Raw genomic sequence first — 16,490 nt, forward strand, 5'->3', positions numbered from 1 at the left:
GGGGTGCAATCACGCCAGCAGGGCTGCGGCAAAAAACACCAGCGGGATCATGCCGGTATCGCGGTTCACACGAAACAGGCGCAGAAGCTTGTCGTTGTCGTTGATGTCAATGCCACGCAACTGCCACGCCATATGCCACCCCATTGCCCAAGGACCGCCAAGGGCGATGACCATCGCCAGAAAGGATGCGGAATCGCGCAGGGCAAAGATCACCGCCAGCCCCATCAGGCCCACGGTGGCGATCAGGAAGCGCCGCAGCCAATGGCCGGTATTGTCTCCGAACAGGCGGGCTGTGGATTTGACCCCGATCAGGGCGTCATCTTCCTTGTCCTGATGGGCATAGATCGTGTCATAAAAAAGCGTCCACGCGATGCCCGCGGCATAGAGCACCACCGCAGGCGCGCCGAGGCTGCCGGTATGGGCGGCCCAGGCCAGCAGTGCGCCCCAGTTAAATGCGATGCCAAGGAAAACCTGCGGCCACCACGTGAAACGTTTGGCAAAAGGGTAAACGGCGACGGGCAGCAGGGCCAGCACACCAAGGGCGATGGCAGCCCCGTTGAAGGTCAGCAAAATGCCAAGCGCGATCAGCATCTGTGCGATCATCCATGCCAGCGCGCCTTTGACGCTGACCTGACCCGAGGGGATGGGTCGTGACCGCGTGCGGGCAACCTTGCCATCGATATGCCGGTCGGTGATGTCGTTCCACGTGCACCCCGCGCCGCGCATCAGCCAGGCACCGGCACCGCAGCCGATGAAGATCCACAGGTCAAACCAGCGCGGTTGCTGGTCAAACAGCATCGCCAGCGTCAGCCCCCACCAGCAGGGCAGCAGCAACAGCCACGTGCCAATAGGGCGGTCGGCGCGGCTGAGCCGCAGGTAGGGGCGGGTGAAACGCGGCGCAAAACGGTCGACCCAATTGTCCGCAGGGGCATCGACCACGCGTGTCGCATCATTGCCATCTGGTGTCGGCGAGGTGTCGTACATATATCTGTGCCCATGAACGCGAAAATCAGACTTTATGTAGATCATCCGTTGGGGCAGGGGCAATCCGTTCCTTTGGATAAGGCGCAGGCGCATTATCTCTTTGGCGTGATGCGCCAATCGGTGGGCGCGTCGGTTCTTTTGTTTAATGGCATCGATGGCGAATGGCGCGCCGAGGTCGCCGAGGCGGGTAAACGCGGCGGTGTGCTGGTCTGTGCCGAGCAGACGAAAGCGCTGCAAATGCCGCCCGACCTGTGGCTGATCTTTGCGCCGATCAAAAAGGCGCGCACGGATTTCATTGTCGAGAAAGCTGCCGAAATGGGGGCGCGGCGCATTGTGCCGGTGCAAAGTGAATTTACCAACGCCGGCCGCGTGCAGCGCGATCGTCTGCAAGCCCACGCGGTCGAGGCAGCGGAGCAATGCGGCGGGACTTTCGTTCCAGAGGTGGCCGATATGGTCCGGCTGGACCGTCTGATCGATCGTTGGGAGCCCGAGCGGTCCTTGATGTTCTGCGACGAGGCGCTGGCGGGCGAGGAAGAGGGGCTCGCATCCGCGCGGCCTGGTCCTTGGGCTATCCTGATTGGACCAGAGGGCGGATTTTCCGACAGTGAACGCGTGCGTTTGCGCGGGTTGGACTGGTCGCGCCCCGTCGCCTTGGGGCCGCGCATCTTGCGGGCGGATACGGCAGCGGTGGCGGCCATGACCCTGTGGCAAAAAACATTGGGAGATTGGGCGTGAGTGCGGTTTCCGGCACGCGCGTCGAAGTGGGGGTTTCACACCCCCACGCCCCCGTGGAGTTTATCTGGCAAAATGAAGCCTGCACTAGGAGAGCACGATGAGTTTTCTGCGACCTGAGGCGAAGGCTGAACTGTGGCGTTGGCGCGAGGTTCTGGGCGGAATCGCGGCCGCTTTGATCGGGCTTTGGCTGGTGGCGGGGCCGGGGTTGCTGTTGGCGATACCGGGCTATGCGCTGATCCTTGCGGGGGTGATCTTTGTCTGGATCGGCGGGCAGCGTGTTCGGTTTCGCAAGACCGGCCTCGGGGCCGGAGCGGTGCAGGTGGATGAGGGGCAGATCGCCTATTTCGGTCCCCTGACCGGCGGCGTCATCGCCCTACGCGAGATGGAGCGTCTGAGCCTTGAGCGCGGGGCCTATCCGGCGCATTGGAAACTGGAACAGCCTGGACAAAATCCCGTGATGATCCCCGTGGATGCCGCGGGGGCGGACGCGCTTTTTGACGCTTTTGCCGCACTTCCGGGGCTGCGTACCGAAAGAATGTTGGCCGAATTGGCCGATGATAAGACCCTGTCCGTCGTGATTTGGGAGCGGCGTTCGATGCGGCCGGCCTCGACCCTGTTGCATTGACACCCCGTCCAAATCGCACCATCCCTTAGACCACAGAAATTGAACTCGGAGCCACCCCACATGTCTATCCCTCAATCCGGCGGCGGCCCGATCGAAAGTTACGACCAGCTGGTCAACTACCTCGCGGACGGGTGCAAGCCCAAGGAAGATTGGCGCATTGGCACCGAGCACGAGAAATTCGGCTACAACAAAGAGACGCTGCTGCCTTTGCCCTATGAGGGCGATTGTTCGATCCGCGCCATGTTGGAAGGGTTGCGCGACGGCCACGGCTGGGATCCTGTGGAAGAGGGCGGCAAGCTGATCGGGTTGGTCAAGGACGGGGCCAATATCTCGCTCGAGCCGGGCGGTCAGTTGGAGCTGTCGGGCGCGCCTGTCGAAACCATCCACGAGACCTGCGACGAGGTGAATACCCATCTGCGCGAAGTGCGCGATGTGGCGGACCGGATCGGCGCGGGGTTCATTGGCTTGGGCGCGGCACCGGAATGGTCCCACGACCAGATGGATCTGATGCCCAAGGGCCGGTACAAGCTGATGAACGAATATATGACCAAGGTCGGCACGATGGGCCGGGTCATGATGCGCCGGACCTGCACGGTGCAGGTGAACCTTGATTTCGGGTCCGAAGCGGACATGGTGCAAAAGCTGCGCGTGGCACTGGCCTTGCAACCTGTCGCGACGGCGCTGTTTGCGAATTCGCCGTTTTTCGAAGGTAAGCCCAACGGCCATAAATCATGGCGCAGCCGCGTGTGGCGTGATCTGGATGCGGCGCGTACGGGCATGTTGCCCTGGGTGTTTGAAGACGGCATGGGTTTTGAACGTTGGGTGGAATATGCGCTCGATGTGCCGATGTATTTTGTCTACCGCGATGGAAAATATATCGATGCCCTGGGGCAATCTTTCCGCGACTTTCTGAAAGGCAAGCTGCCTGCGCTGCCCGGCGAAATGCCGACGCTGAGCGATTGGGCGGACCACCTGACCACCGCCTTCCCCGAGGCGCGGATCAAGAAATTCATCGAAATGCGCGGTGCTGATGGCGGGCCGTGGCGTCGTCTATGTGCCTTGCCCGCGTTTTGGGTCGGGCTGACTTATGACCAACAGGCGCTGGATGGCGCTTGGGATCTGGTTAAAGGCTGGGATGCCGAAACGCGCGAGGCGCTGCGGGTCGCGGCCTCTGTCGACGGGTTGCAGGCCAAGGTGGGCGGCGTGCGCATGCACGACATCGCGCGCGAGGCCGTGGCCCTGTCCGAACAAGGTCTGAAAGCACGGGCGCGCAGCGGTGCGGGCGGTATGGTCCCGGACGAGACGCATTTCCTGAACGCGCTGAAGGAGAGCATCGAGACCGGCAAGGTCCCCGCGGACGAACTGCTGGAGGATTATGACGGCAAGTGGAAGGGCGACCTCAGCCGGATCTACGCCGATTATTCTTACTGATCCTCGATGATCAGCCCGCGGACAAAGGCGATGACCTTGGCCGCGGGCATTTCGCAGGGATAAAGACGTGCGCCGCTGGCCAGCGCATAGAGGTTCAGGCTGATATAGTCCGGACCGCCTAATTCCTCGGCAACCAGTTTCCAGCTTTTACCTGAATTAAAGGTGCTTTTTGACCAAACATAGCGGCGGGTTTGATATCTGCCGGTGTGCGTGCCGTCGGGCAGCGCGTGGAACGCGTCCAAAAAGCGCGCGTCTACGGTAGCCGTCACAGGGTCAGTCTTTCTTGGCACCGATCTTGGGTTCGGTGCCCGCGCGGATGCGTTTGATGTTCTCGCGGTGGCGCCAGAACACCAGCAGGGTCAGCAGGATGCCCAGAAACAGGGCGCTGCCGTAGCCCAGGAAGATCATAAAAAAGGTCGATGCCGCGGCGGATGCCAGCCCCCCGATGGACGAGGTGCGGGTGACGGCCATGGCGATCAGCCACGCCAGACAGCAGGCGAGGCCGACGGGCCATGCAAGGGCCAGCAACACACCAAGGAATGTCGCGACACCCTTGCCGCCCTTGAACCCCAGCCAGACCGGATAGCAATGGCCCAGCATCGCGGCCAATGCGGCAATTTGGGCCGCGTCCTCGCCCGCGAAGAGCCGTGCCAGCAGCACTGCAACGGCCCCTTTGCCCCCATCCAGGATCAGCGTCAGCGCCGCCGCTTTTTTGGAACCTGTGCGCAGCACATTGGTTGCACCGATATTGCCCGACCCGATGCTGCGCAGATCGCCCAGATTCATCGCGCGGGTCAGCACCATGCCAAAGGGGACCGACCCGATCAGATAGGCCGCAACGGCCCAGAACAGGAGCACGAATAGGGAAGAGTCGATCAGGGGCATATTCAGGAGGCCTTATAGATGCAGGTGCCGGAAACGTAAGTTTCCAAGACCTTACCTTGCATGCGCATCCCGTCAAAGGGGGTGTTGCGCGATTTCGACCGCAAAACCTCGCGGTTCATCACGAAAGGCGCGCCATCATCAAACAGTACCAGATCGGCGGGGGCACCGACGGACATCCGCCCCCCGGGCAGCCCCAGACGTTTCGCAGGGTTGAACGACAGCGCACGCCACAATGTGGCGATATCGATCATCTCGGAATGGACCAGTCGCAAGGCTGCGGGCAGCAGGGTTTCCAATGCGACGGCCCCAGATGCGGCTTCCTCGAACGGGAGCCGTTTGGATTCCTCGTCCTGCGGGGTGTGCATGGAACAGATGATATCGATCAGGCCAGAGGCCACGGCCTCTACCACGGCGATGCGATCCTCTTCGTCGCGCAGGGGGGGCTTGAGCTTGAAGAAGGTGCGATAGTCGGCCACATCCAGCGCGTTCAGCGTCAGGTGGTGGATGCCGACCCCGGCGGTGATATCCAGACCGTTCTTCTTTGCACGCTCCAGCGCGGGCAGGGCGCGGGCGGTGGTGATCTGGTCGGCGTGATAGCGGGCGCCCGTCATTTCGATCAGGGCGATGTCGCGGTCCAGCCCCATGCGTTCCGCCATGGGCGAGACGGCAGGCAGCCCGCGCAGCGACGCGAATTTACCAGAGGTCACCGCCGCCCCCGTGCTCAAGATGGGTTCCTGTGGGTGAGCGATGACAAGCGCGCCAAGGCTACGGGCATAGGTCAGCGCGCGGGAGAATACTTTGGTATCCGTCACCACGCGATCACAATCGGTAAAGCCCACGGCACCGGCATCCATGAGAAACCCGATCTCTGTCATCTCGCGGCCTTCGCGGCCCTTGGTCAGCGCAGCCATGGGCACGACGTTGACCGGCGCGGCCTCGTTCGCACGGCGGGTGACGAATTCAAGCACTTCGGGGCTGTCGATGGTGGGGTCGGTGTCGGGGCGGGTGACCATTGTCGTGACCCCACCCGCAGCCGCTGCCAGCCCCGCAGAGCGGAAGCTTTCCTTGTGCCGCTCCCCGGGTTCACAGACCTTGACGCCCAGATCGACGATACCGGGGGCCAGGTATTTCCCACGGCAATCCACGACCTGCGCATCCCCGGGGATCGGTGCGGTATCGTCGAGTACCGCCGCGATCTTGCCATCCTCGACCCGAATCGTGCCGCGGGTGACGGTGCCTGCTTCGGGGTCGATCAGCTGCGCGTTGATAAAATGCAGGGTCATGGAGGGGCCTTCGTCGTTAGGAAAACAGGGGTGCCGCGGGGGCGGTCAGAAAGGTCAGGACCCGATCCACACCATCATGCCCGCCACGCCAAAGGCGACAAGCAGGGCAATCATGGCGATACGGCCGGACATCTTGGGATCGGGTTTGGGTTCTTTCACAGCAGCCACCATAGAATAAGACCGATCAGCACGATCACCGCCAAAAGCACGATCATACCGCCGGCGCCGCCCTTGGGCGGGGATTTCGGGGTCATATCCGCGGCACCGGTGTAGGGCTGCGCGGAGTCAGCCTCAAGCGGGGTGACGGACATATCGGGCTGCGCCTCGCCATAGGTGCCGATCATCGTCAGTTCGGGGCCAAGGTCCAGCGTCGCTTCCTGCCCGTCAAAGGCCGAGGAGAACAGCAGCAATACATAGCCGTCCAGCGCATCTAATCGCGCGCGGTCGCGGCTGATCTGTTCTCGCGGCACCGCATAGCCATCACCCAGATAGGAGGCGAGACCTACGCCGGTCAGATCAGACACGGGGAACAGCTCGGCCGCGCCTTCGGGCATAGGGCGGCCCAGCAGATCAGCAATCAGCGCCTCTTTACTGTCGTTGCGCAGGTCGCGGGCCAATTCGTCAATCGGGCGGTTCACGGCAAACAGGCGGATCTGGCCGATCTCGCCCTTGGGGATTTCGAGTTGTGTCATCGTGTTGCACCTTTGTACGGGGTTACCATCAATGCACTTAATCTGTCGCTGTCTTCGACATATTCAAATCCTAGATGCGCGGCGCGTGCCGGATTGCCCAGCTGTTCATGCCGGATAAAGAAAACCGACGGCGGGCTGGTCGGGCGCAGATCGGGTTTCGTCTCGGCGCTGCGGGGAAAAGCTTTGGCACGGGTGCCGTCGCGGGTCAGTTTGAAAAACAGGGCGCGGTGGTTGGTCAGCGCATAGCGGGTGCGGCGCAGGTCGGTCAGACGTTTCATCCCGCGCAGCAACGACAGCGCCACCAGCGCGACGATCACCGCCACCACGACCGATTGCGACACGGGCAGGGTGTTGCCCCGCAGCACAAATGCCCCCGCGACCACGGTGCCAATGGCCCCGACAAAGGGGCCGAAGAGCTGAAAATTGCGCAGCGACAGCTTGGGGCGGGGGCGCCCCGTCCAGAGCAGCTCTTCCTCGGGTTCAAGCAGGTCTTGCCAAAAACGATCGCTCATGATGCCGCCTCTATCGCTTGGGCAAGGCGGGCCTTGGTCTCTGCCCGGTTCGGCACCAGCGGCAAGGTGATCCGCTGGCCGTCAGGCAGGCCAAGACTGATCGACCACAAGGACAGTTTCCCGATCGACCGGATGTCGGTCAACGGCAGGACCAGCGGCTCTGCCGTATCGGGGGAGTTGATGTAGAGCGCACGGTTGGTCAGCCGCCAGACGGTATTGCGGTTGCTGTACCAGATCTGGAATTCCTCAAACACCCACATGTAGAAGACCGCAATCAGGACCGAGGCCAGCAGCCAGGTGATCGGGTCCAGCCAGATGAGCAAGGGCAGCGTAAACAACATGGTCAGCACCGCCAGCGCCACGCACCGCCAAAAGAACGCCCGCGGCGAGATACGCCAGTGCAGCAGGTCCTGTTCTTCGGGCGGGGCTGCGGTCATGCGGTGGCCTTGCGGCTGTCGACAAGGTTGCGCGCCAGCAGGTCCATCGCGGCCATGCGCACGGCGACGCCCATCTCTACCTGATCCTGAATGACGCTGCGGTTGATGTCATCGGCAAGCGTTCCGTCGATCTCTACCCCGCGGTTCATCGGGCCGGGGTGCATCACGATGGCATCGGGCTTGGCATGGGCCAGTTTTTCGGCGTCCAGCCCATATCTGTGATAATACTCGCGTTCGCTGGGGATAAAGCCGCCATCCATGCGTTCTTTTTGCAAGCGGAGCATCATCACAACATCAACGTCTTTCAGCCCTTCTTCCATATCATCGAAGACTTCGACGCCGAATTCACCGATTTGCGCGGGCATCAGCGTCGGCGGCGCGATAAGGCGGATGCGGTTCTCCATCTTGCCAAGCAGCATGATGTTGGACCGTGCCACGCGACTATGGGCAATGTCGCCGCAGATGGCGATGGACAGGCGATGCAAGCGACCCTTGGCGCGACGGATCGTCAGCGCGTCCAGCAGTGCTTGCGTAGGGTGTTCATGCCGCCCGTCGCCCGCATTGAGCACCGCGCAGTTCACCTTCTGCGCCAGCAGATCGACGGCACCGGATTGTGGATGGCGGACCACCAGCAGATCGGGGTGCATGGCGTTCAGCGTCATTGCCGTATCAATCAGGGTTTCGCCTTTTTTGATCGAGGACGCCTGCATCGCCATATTCATCACATCCGCCCCCAACCGCTTGCCCGCGATCTCGAAGCTCGCCTGCGTCCGGGTGGAGTTTTCGAAGAACATATTGATCTGTGTCAGCCCGCTCAGCGCGTCGCTGTGTTTATGGGGCTGGCGGTTCAGATCGGCATAGCTGTCGGCCAGATCAAGCAGGGTTGTGATGTCGTCCTGGGACAGGTGTTCAATGCCCAGAAGATGGCGGTGTGCGAAACTCATGACGGCGGACCCCACGTTATTTTTGGCGTTATAGGCGGCGGCGCAGGGCGGGGCAAGTCGTCGGGCGGGGGCATCCGGCCATGGGGGCCGCGTTGGATTTAAGACCATTTGGAAGTTGGCATTTTTATTGCCGACACCAGCGCGTAAGTTGGGCGCATGGAATCAGTGGATTATCATCAGGCGCTTGCGCTTTTGCATTGGCAGATCGAACTTGGCGCGACCGAGGCGATTTGCGATGCGCCGGTGAACCGCTACGAGGTGCCCGCCGCGGTCGAGAAGCCGACGGCGCAAAAGGGCAAGAGCGGACCGGTGCCTTTGGCCGCCCAAGGGCCGGACGTGGTGGCAGAGGCGACACAGGCCGCGGCAGGGGCTGCGACGCTGGATGAATTGCGTGCCGCCATGGCCGCCTTCGAGCATTGCGAGCTGAAACGCGGCGCGCGCAAAATGGTTTTCTCGGACGGAACGCCGGGGGCACGGGTGATGATCGTGGGCGAGGCTCCGGGACGAGACGAAGACCGCGAGGGCCGCCCCTTTGTCGGGCGTGCCGGCGTGTTGCTGGACAAGATGCTCGCGGCCATCGACATGGGGCGTCATCACCAGACGTCGCCTGTCTATATCACCAATGTCTTGCCCTGGCGGCCGCCGCAGAACCGCGATCCGAAGCCGGATGAAATCGCGATGATGAAGCCGTTTCTGGCGCGGCATATCGCTTTGGCCAAGCCCGAGGTATTGGTCATCGTTGGCAATTGGTCCGCGCAGGCGTTGCTGGGCAAACGTGGCATCACCCGCTTGCGCGGTCAGTGGACGCAAGCCGAGGGGTTACCCGCATTGCCCATGTTCCACCCCGCCTATCTGCTGCGCAGCCCCGAGTTCAAACGCGAGGCCTGGGCCGATTTACTCTCACTGAAAGCGAAATTGACGCATGGTTGATCCCCTCACATTGCTGGCCTTTGTGCCCGCCGCCCTGGCGCTGAACCTGACACCGGGCGCGGATATGTTGTTTTGTCTGGGGCAGGGCATGCGCTTTGGTCCGCGCGCCTCGGTTGCGGCCAGTGCGGGGGTCGCCCTCGGCGGTATGGTGCATGTGACCTTGGCGGGGCTTGGCCTTGGTGCGGTGGTGGCGGCCCTGCCGTGGGCCTTTGATGTGATCCGCTGGATCGGGGTTGGCTATCTTTTGTGGCTGGCCGTGCAGACCTGGCGTAGCAGCGGGGCGGCCGCAAATCCCGTGCCTGCGCCGAAATCCGCGTTTCGCAGCGGTTTGATCGTGAACCTGACGAACCCCAAGGTGATCCTTTTCGTGCTGGCCTTTGTCCCGCAGTTCGTTGTGCCAGAAGCGGGGCCGGTTTTGCTGCAGTTTCTGATGCTGGGGTCCGTACTGTCGCTTGGCGGGTTGATCATCAACGCCTTGGTCGGTGTGTTTGCCAGTGGCCTCGGCCGCCGGATGGTGGGGGGCGGGCAGGCGCTGCGCTGGATCAGCAGCGGTATTTTCGTGGCCCTCGCCGCACGCCTTGCAGTATTGGAGCGGACATGAGCCGGATTGACGAGACGATTGACTTTATCCCCGTGCGTATCGCGGTGCTGACGGTATCCGATACCCGGGGTTTGGCCGAAGACAGGTCAGGCGATGTCTTGGTCGCGCGCATCGCTGAAGCGGGGCATTTCCTCGCGGCACGCAGCATCATCCGCGATGAGCGCGGCGAGATTGCCGACCAGTTGCGCGACTGGTGTGCCGACCCTGAGATTGACGTGGTGATCAGCACGGGGGGCACAGGGCTGACGGGGCGCGATGTTACGGTCGAGGCACATCGCGATGTCTACGAGAAAGAGATCGATGCATTCGGCACCGTGTTCACGATCGTATCCATGCAGAAGATCGGCACCTCGGCGGTGCAAAGCCGGGCCACCGCTGGCGTCGCCCAGGGGACGTATCTCTTCGCGCTGCCCGGGTCTCCGGGGGCGTGCAAGGATGCGTGGGACGAGATTTTGATCAAACAGCTCGACTATCGGCACAAGCCCTGCAACTTCGTTGAGATCATGCCGCGTCTGGATGAACACCAACGCCGGAAATAGCAGCTGGGGCGATGAATTTAACCCAATTTTCCCGCGCTGCTTTGCGATGGGCGTGATAAGCCGTGCGTGGCTGTCACAACTGTGATTTTGTTCTGCAGGCCTGCGGGGTAAGCTGGCACGGACGAAATAGGATCGGGGCAAGATGCGTTTTCTACGGCAAAGCATGATCGGGTTGTTTCTGGCAGCGGCGACATTGGGGTTTCTGGTGCTTGCGGCGGACCTCATTGGCGGGGCGGTTCAGCAGCGTTTGACCGACACGCCGCCCGAGCGCGCCCCGCGTGAGCGGGTGTTCTCGGTCAATGTGGTGCGTGCGCAGTCTGGGACCGATGTGCCGGTGCTGCAAAGTTTTGGCGCGGTGCAAAGCCGCCGCACGCTAGAGTTGCGTGCGGCCGTGGGCGGGCGCGTGGTCGAGCTGGCACCGGAATTCGAAGAGGGCGGGCAGGTCACAGCGGGTCAGGTTCTGGTGCGCCTTGACCGTTCGGACGCTTTGGCCGAGGTAGCACGGGCGCAAAGTGCCGTACGCGATGCAGAGGCTGAGGGGCGCGATGCGGACCGCGCTTTGGCATTGGGACTGGACGAGCTTGCCGCCGCCGAAGAGCAGGCCGCGCTGCGCAACCGCGCGTTTGACCGCCAGCGTGATCTGGGCGAACGCGGTGTCGGCACCGCGACGGCGACGGAAACGGCGGAGCTCGCTGCCTCAAGCGCGCGACAGGCCGTTCTTGCGCGTCGACAGGTGGTGACCCAGACAGAAGCGCGCGTGGATAACGCGGTGCGCTTGTTGTCCAACGCTCAAATCGCGTTGGAGGATGCGCAGCGTGCGTTAAAGGAAACCACGATCACCGCGCCGTTCGATGGGGCGCTGAGCGAAACCTCGGTCGTCGAGGGGCGCTTGGTCTCCGCGAACGAGAGGCTGGCAGAGCTGATCGCGCCGGATGATCTGGAGATTTCCTTTCGCATCTCGACCGCGCAATACGCGCGCCTGCTGGATGCACAGGGCCGGTTGATCAAGGCAGAGGTAACGGCGCGCCTTGATGTCGCGGGCGTGGACCTTGAGGCCCGCGGCCAGATCACCCGCGCGGGGGCCGCTGCGGGCGAGGGGGCCAGCGGGCGTCTGATCTTTGCCTCGTTGACGCAGGCACCGGGGTTCAAACCGGGGGATTTCGCGACGGTACATGTGCGTGAACCTGCGCTGGACGATGTGATCCGCCTGCCAAGCTCTGCCCTTGATGCCACGGGAGCGGTCTTGGTGCTGGATGCGGAGAACCGATTGGAAAGCATTCAGGTCTCTGTTCTGCGCCGCGTGGGCGACGACGTGTTGGTCCGTGGTCCGGTCGAAGGTCGCGACGTGGTCGAGGCGCGGTCGCCCCTGCTGGGGGCCGGTATTGCGGTAAAGCCGTTGCGTCCGGGGGCGGACGAGACCGCGCAGGGAGATGTCCCCAGCATGATCGCCCTGACAGAGGAGCGTCGCGCAAAGCTTGTGGCCTTTATCGAGGGGAACAGCCGCATGCCCCAAGAGGCGAAGGCGCGCGTGCTGGCGCAGCTGGCCGAGCCGCAGGTGCCGGCGCGCATGATCGAACGCCTTGAAAGCCGGATGGGAGGCTAGGGAGATGGCGCGCAGCATGTCCGGTCGTGCAGGGGGAATCCTGTCGTATTTCACCCGTCACCGGACGGCAGCCAACCTGCTGCTTGTGGTGCTGCTGGTCTGCGGGGCGGCCGCTGCGCCGAATATGCGGGCGCAGTTCTTTCCTGATGTGATCATCGACAGTGTGTCGGTCACTACCGTTTGGGAGGGGGCGGGGGCCGACGATGTGGACAGTGCCATCGTTCAGGTGCTTGAACCGGTCTTGCTGGCGGTCGAAGGGGTCGAAAGCTCCACCGCTGCCTCGCGCGAGGGCAGCGGGACCGTCTCGCTAGAGTTCGAGCCCAATTGGGACATGGCCCGCGCCGCGACGGATGTGCAAACGGCGGTAGATTCGGTTACTACACTGCCAGAAGATGCCGAAGATCCGGTGGTCCGGCGTGGTATCTGGCGCGACCGTGTGACCGATGTGGTGATCACGGGCCCGATCAGCGCGGAACAGCTGGGGCGTTTCGCGGATGAATTCGTCACGCGGCTGTTCGCGGCGGGTGTAACGCGCAGCACCATTCAGGGGGTCGCGGCGCCGCAAACCCTGATCGAGGTGCCGTCGACCAGACTGATCCGTCACGACATCACCATGGCCGAAATCGCCGCCGTGATCGCGGCCGAGGTGGACGCCAACCCCGCCGGTGATGTGACAGGTGCCAATGCGCGCGTGCGCACCGGCACCGCGAAGCGTAGCGCGGATGCCCTATCTCGCGTCGTGTTGCGCAGCAATGCGGACGGGTCGTCATTGCTGGTCGGGGACGTGGCACGGGTGATCGAGCAGGGCTCCGACCGAGAGGTAGGATATTTCGTGGGGGATGATCCCGCGATCTCTGTGCGTATTGACCGCTCTGACGGGGGGGATGCCATCGGTATCCAGCATAGCGTCGAAAGCGTCGCGGCGGATATGGCTGTGATGCTGCCCAAGGGCGTGACGATAGAGCTGATCCGCACGCGGGCGGAGGCGATCACCGGGCGGTTGGACCTGCTGATTGATAACGGGCTGATGGGGCTCGCACTGGTGGTGGGGTTGCTGTTCCTCTTTCTTAATGCGCGCACGGCCTTCTGGGTGGCCGCGGGCATACCTGCGTCGATGGCCGCGGCGATTGCGCTGATGTATGCGGGGGGGATCACGATCAATATGATCTCTTTGTTCGGGTTGATCATCACGCTTGGCATCGTGGTTGATGATGCGATCGTTGTGGGCGAACACGCGGACTATCGCCACAAAGAGCTGGGCGAGCCTCCCATGCAAGCGGCAGAGAATGCGGCGCGGCGGATGGCGATGCCGGTCTTTGCCGCAACGATGACAACGATCATTGCTTTTTTCGGTCTGCTTGCCGTGGGCGGGCGCTTTGGCAGTCTGATCGGGGATATCCCCCTCACAGTGATTGCCGTGCTGGCCGCGTCACTGGTTGAATGTTTTCTGATCCTACCGAACCATATGGCCCATGCGATGGCAGCAGGGGCCAAGCAACGGTGGTATGACCTGCCCAGCCGAGTGGTCAATCGCGGGTTTCTCTGGGTGCGCGAACGGCTGTTCCGCCCCTTCATGGCGGGGGTGATCCGCGCGCGCTATGTGGTGCTTGCCGGTGTGGTCGCTGTGCTGGCCTCGCAGGTGGCGCTGTTCATCCGGGGTGACGTGCAATGGCGGTTCTTCAATGCGCCTGAACGCGGGTCGGTGACGGGTAATTTTGCCATGGCCGAAGGGGCCACCCGCGACGATACGCTGGCGATGATGCGCGAAATGCAACGCGCGACAGAAGCGCTGGGCGCGCAATACGCCGAGGAATACGGCACCAACCCCATCGACTATGTGATCGCGCAGGTCGGGGGCAATGCGGGGCGTGGTCTGGACGGGGCCGACAGCAAGGACGCCGATCTGCTGGGCGGCATCTCGATCGAGCTGATCGACGCCGACCTGCGCCCCTATTCCAGCTTCGCCTTTGTCGCCGAACTGCAAGACGCGGTGGTCAATCATCCCCTTGCCGAAACCGTCAGCTTTCGCGGCTGGCGCTCGGGTCCCGGGGGGGACGCGCTGGATGTGCAGTTCTACGGCGCTGACACGCAGGTGTTGAAAGCCGCATCGCAGGATCTGCAAGATGCCCTCCGGCAATATCCCGAAGTCAGCGCGGTGCAGGATAATCTGGCCTATGACAAGGAAGAGTTGATCCTTGATCTGACGCCGCAGGGCCAGGCGCTTGGGTTCACGATTGATACCTTGGGGCGGGTGCTGCGCCACCGTCTGGGCGGGATCGAGGCGGCGACCTATCCCGACGGCCCACGATCGGCGACAATCCGGGTTGAACTGCCCGAGGGAGAGCTCACCGCGGATTTCCTTGAACGGACGCAGATGCGCACGCCGGACGGGCAATATGTGCCGCTGGCCGATATCGTCAGCGTGGACCGACGCACCGGCTTCAGCACGGTCCGGCGCGAGAATGGCATCCGTCTGATTTCGGTCACGGGCGACATATCAGAGGATGACCCCGCCCGCGCAAGTGAGATCACGACGGCCCTGCGCGAGGATATCCTGCCGCGCATCGCCTCTGAACGGCAGGTGGATTTCCGCATCGGCGGGTTGAGCGAGCAGGAAGATACGTTTCTGTCGGATGCGCTGACCGGCCTGATCCTTGTGCTGACGGGCATCTACCTTGTTCTCGCTTGGGTTTTTGGCAGTTGGACGCGGCCCATGGTGGTGATGGCGGTGATCCCCTTTGGTCTGGTCGGCACAATCTACGGGCACGCCCTGTGGGAGGTGCCGCTGAGCATGTTCACAGTCGTGGGCCTGTTGGGGATGACAGGGATCATCATCAACGATTCCATCGTTCTGGTCGGCACCATTGACGAATACGGAGCCACCCGTGGAGTGATCCCATCGATCATCGATGGCGCGGCGGACCGGTTACGGCCGGTGATGCTGACCACGCTGACAACGGTCCTTGGCATGGCCCCGCTGCTCTATGAGCAAAGCCAGCAGGCGCAGTTCCTGAAGCCCACGGTGATCACGCTGGTCTATGGTCTGGGTTTTGGCATGTTTCTGGTGTTGCTGGTCGTGCCTGCGCTGGTCGCGGCGCAGCATGATATCGGTCGCCAGATCCGGGCGATACGTCGGGCCATGCGGGCACGGGCAGGGGGGCTGCGCCTTGGCATTCTGGCGCTTTGGGTGCTGGTGGTGCTGTGGGGTGGGGCCACGCTGGGGTGGGTTGCGGTGACAGGCGGCTTGCATCCCGCACTGGTCGAGCTGCTGCCTAAGCTGGGGGCGATGGCCCCGCGCAGCGCGGCGCTGCTGCTGTTCCTGGCCGGGGCGGCTTTGATCGCGCTAGTGGGCTATATCGTCGGCGCGGTGGCGTTGCTGCTGTCGCGTCGCAAACGGGCCATGTGATCAGCCCGCATTGCATCCCACAATATCGACGGCCTGCTTGCTGCCCAATACCGTCATGCGGATGTGCGACCGGTTCAGTGCCACGGGGCCGCCACTGACGTGACCCACGTCCACCCGCGCATGCAGGACGTTGCCCTTGCGGGTGGTATCTGCCTCGCTGACCCAGAGATCTGGGTTGCCGGTTTCGATCACCACCAGCTCTTGCCCGCCCGCGGGGGGAAGGGTGATCGCGGCGTCCAGTGTCAGGTCCGCGCCTGCCATACCGATGGTGCAGGTCACGTCTTTCACGCGGGCCTCTTTCGCCGAAAACGGGCGCTGCGCCAACGAGGCGGCAATCGCTGGATCGGCGCGGGTTGTGGTGGTGTCGATCACGCCGCTCAGCTCAAGCGAGGCGGGCACGCAGATGTCGCTGCACACGCCCAGATCAATGGTGGTCTGGACCGTGACGGGGGCCCCTTTGTCGGGTACGCTGATCCGCAGCGGCAACACGACCTGATCCTTGTATCCGATGGTGGTCAGATTGGGTTCGCGGAACACTGTGGGCGCAGGCCATTCCACGGCCACCGCCGACAGGTTGCGCGAGCCGGACCAGTCGAAGCTGGGCGGGATACCCATGTCACCGGGCGCGCGCCAGTAGGTCTTCCAGCCCGGTTCCACCGTCATACGGATCGCGGCCATACGGTTGCCATCGGGCAGTACCCAGCCTTGCAGGATTTCCCCGTGGATCACGTCCATCGCAGAAGCGGGCAGCGGGGCGATAAGGGCAGCGGCCATCAGGCCAAGAATTTTTCTGGTCATGGCGCTTTCATGGGCCATCTGCCCCCGGTTTGCCAAGTCACGTTTGCATTATGATGTGTTGCAGTCGCGGGGGTTGAAAGCCGCA

At 62.9% G+C, this 16,490-nt stretch carries 17 protein-coding genes; 8 read left to right on the forward strand and 9 right to left on the reverse strand.

Translation table 11 applies throughout. From position 1 onward, the window contains the following. Window positions 1-9: 9 nt before the first annotated feature. A complete protein-coding gene (gene ubiA, locus IV89_RS04820; RefSeq protein ID WP_037944815.1) occupies window positions 10-984 on the reverse strand; it encodes a 4-hydroxybenzoate octaprenyltransferase in 975 nt (324 codons plus the stop codon). 12 nt (window positions 985-996) lie between these two features. Here ubiA and IV89_RS04825 point away from each other — a divergent pair, with 12 nt between their 5' ends. The 3 genes from IV89_RS04825 to IV89_RS04835 all read left to right on the forward strand — a co-directional run bounded on the left by IV89_RS04825 (window position 997) and on the right by IV89_RS04835 (window position 3,775). Further along, window positions 997-1,719 carry a 16S rRNA (uracil(1498)-N(3))-methyltransferase gene (locus tag IV89_RS04825; protein ID WP_037944814.1) on the forward strand — a complete coding sequence of 241 codons (723 nt, stop codon included), beginning with the start codon at window positions 997-999 and terminating at the stop codon, window positions 1,717-1,719. A 97-nt stretch (window positions 1,720-1,816) separates the two neighbouring features. Then, window positions 1,817-2,344, forward strand: a complete 528-nt coding sequence (locus IV89_RS04830; RefSeq protein ID WP_037944813.1) for a hypothetical protein — start codon at window positions 1,817-1,819, stop codon at window positions 2,342-2,344. A 60-nt stretch (window positions 2,345-2,404) separates the two neighbouring features. After that, window positions 2,405-3,775 (forward strand): glutamate--cysteine ligase, encoded by a 1,371-nt coding sequence (locus IV89_RS04835; protein WP_037944812.1) that lies wholly within the window; start codon window positions 2,405-2,407, stop codon window positions 3,773-3,775. Here the strand turns inward: IV89_RS04835 and IV89_RS04840 are convergent. The 7 genes from IV89_RS04840 to IV89_RS04870 all read right to left on the reverse strand — a co-directional run bounded on the left by IV89_RS04840 (window position 3,769) and on the right by IV89_RS04870 (window position 8,528). Then, complete coding sequence (locus IV89_RS04840) at window positions 3,769-4,044, reverse strand: hypothetical protein (protein WP_037944810.1); 276 nt, start codon at window positions 4,042-4,044, stop codon at window positions 3,769-3,771. The genes IV89_RS04835 and IV89_RS04840 overlap by 7 nt on opposite strands. Before the next feature lie 4 nt (window positions 4,045-4,048). Further along, window positions 4,049-4,660: a glycerol-3-phosphate 1-O-acyltransferase PlsY gene (gene plsY / locus IV89_RS04845; RefSeq protein WP_005849669.1), complete on the reverse strand. Its 612-nt coding sequence runs from the start codon at window positions 4,658-4,660 to the stop codon at window positions 4,049-4,051. A gap of 2 nt (window positions 4,661-4,662) precedes the next feature. Further along, window positions 4,663-5,943: a dihydroorotase gene (pyrC, locus tag IV89_RS04850; RefSeq protein WP_037944809.1), complete on the reverse strand. Its 1,281-nt coding sequence runs from the start codon at window positions 5,941-5,943 to the stop codon at window positions 4,663-4,665. 155 nt (window positions 5,944-6,098) lie between these two features. Beyond that, window positions 6,099-6,635 carry a hypothetical protein gene (locus IV89_RS04855; RefSeq protein ID WP_037944808.1) on the reverse strand — a complete coding sequence of 179 codons (537 nt, stop codon included), beginning with the start codon at window positions 6,633-6,635 and terminating at the stop codon, window positions 6,099-6,101. Continuing rightward, entirely contained in the window at window positions 6,632-7,147 is a 516-nt protein-coding gene (locus IV89_RS04860; RefSeq protein ID WP_037944806.1) for a hypothetical protein, read from the reverse strand. The genes IV89_RS04855 and IV89_RS04860 overlap by 4 nt, the downstream gene beginning before the upstream one ends. Then, window positions 7,144-7,584: a hypothetical protein gene (locus tag IV89_RS04865; protein WP_037944805.1), complete on the reverse strand. Its 441-nt coding sequence runs from the start codon at window positions 7,582-7,584 to the stop codon at window positions 7,144-7,146. Before IV89_RS04865 ends, IV89_RS04860 begins: the two co-directional genes overlap by 4 nt. Next, a complete protein-coding gene (locus IV89_RS04870) occupies window positions 7,581-8,528 on the reverse strand; it encodes an aspartate carbamoyltransferase catalytic subunit (RefSeq protein WP_009825243.1) in 948 nt (315 codons plus the stop codon). The genes IV89_RS04865 and IV89_RS04870 overlap by 4 nt, the downstream gene beginning before the upstream one ends. A 156-nt stretch (window positions 8,529-8,684) precedes the next feature. On the opposite strand from IV89_RS04870, the gene IV89_RS04875 reads away from it, so the two are divergent. The 5 genes from IV89_RS04875 to IV89_RS04895 all read left to right on the forward strand — a co-directional run bounded on the left by IV89_RS04875 (window position 8,685) and on the right by IV89_RS04895 (window position 15,607). Further along, a complete protein-coding gene (locus IV89_RS04875; RefSeq protein ID WP_037944803.1) occupies window positions 8,685-9,458 on the forward strand; it encodes a uracil-DNA glycosylase in 774 nt (257 codons plus the stop codon). Next, on the forward strand, window positions 9,451-10,059 hold the full coding sequence (locus IV89_RS04880; RefSeq protein ID WP_037944802.1) for a LysE family translocator: 609 nt from the start codon (window positions 9,451-9,453) through the stop codon (window positions 10,057-10,059). Before IV89_RS04875 ends, IV89_RS04880 begins: the two co-directional genes overlap by 8 nt. Further along, a complete protein-coding gene (moaB, locus tag IV89_RS04885; protein ID WP_005849653.1) occupies window positions 10,056-10,598 on the forward strand; it encodes a molybdenum cofactor biosynthesis protein B in 543 nt (180 codons plus the stop codon). The genes IV89_RS04880 and moaB overlap by 4 nt, the downstream gene beginning before the upstream one ends. 142 nt (window positions 10,599-10,740) lie before the next feature. Further along, the gene (locus IV89_RS04890) at window positions 10,741-12,201 is read left to right on the forward strand and encodes an HlyD family efflux transporter periplasmic adaptor subunit (protein WP_037944801.1); all 1,461 of its coding nucleotides are present in this window, start codon (window positions 10,741-10,743) and stop codon (window positions 12,199-12,201) included. A 4-nt stretch (window positions 12,202-12,205) separates the two neighbouring features. Next, window positions 12,206-15,607: an efflux RND transporter permease subunit gene (locus IV89_RS04895; RefSeq protein WP_037944799.1), complete on the forward strand. Its 3,402-nt coding sequence runs from the start codon at window positions 12,206-12,208 to the stop codon at window positions 15,605-15,607. On the opposite strand, the gene IV89_RS04900 is transcribed toward IV89_RS04895, so the two are convergent. Further along, window positions 15,608-16,405 carry a protein-disulfide reductase DsbD domain-containing protein gene (locus IV89_RS04900; protein ID WP_235183808.1) on the reverse strand — a complete coding sequence of 266 codons (798 nt, stop codon included), beginning with the start codon at window positions 16,403-16,405 and terminating at the stop codon, window positions 15,608-15,610. Window positions 16,406-16,490: the final 85 nt, after the last annotated feature.

This window comes from Sulfitobacter sp. CB2047, from assembly GCF_000735125.2.
Classification (GTDB): Bacteria; Pseudomonadota; Alphaproteobacteria; order Rhodobacterales; family Rhodobacteraceae; genus Sulfitobacter; species Sulfitobacter pontiacus.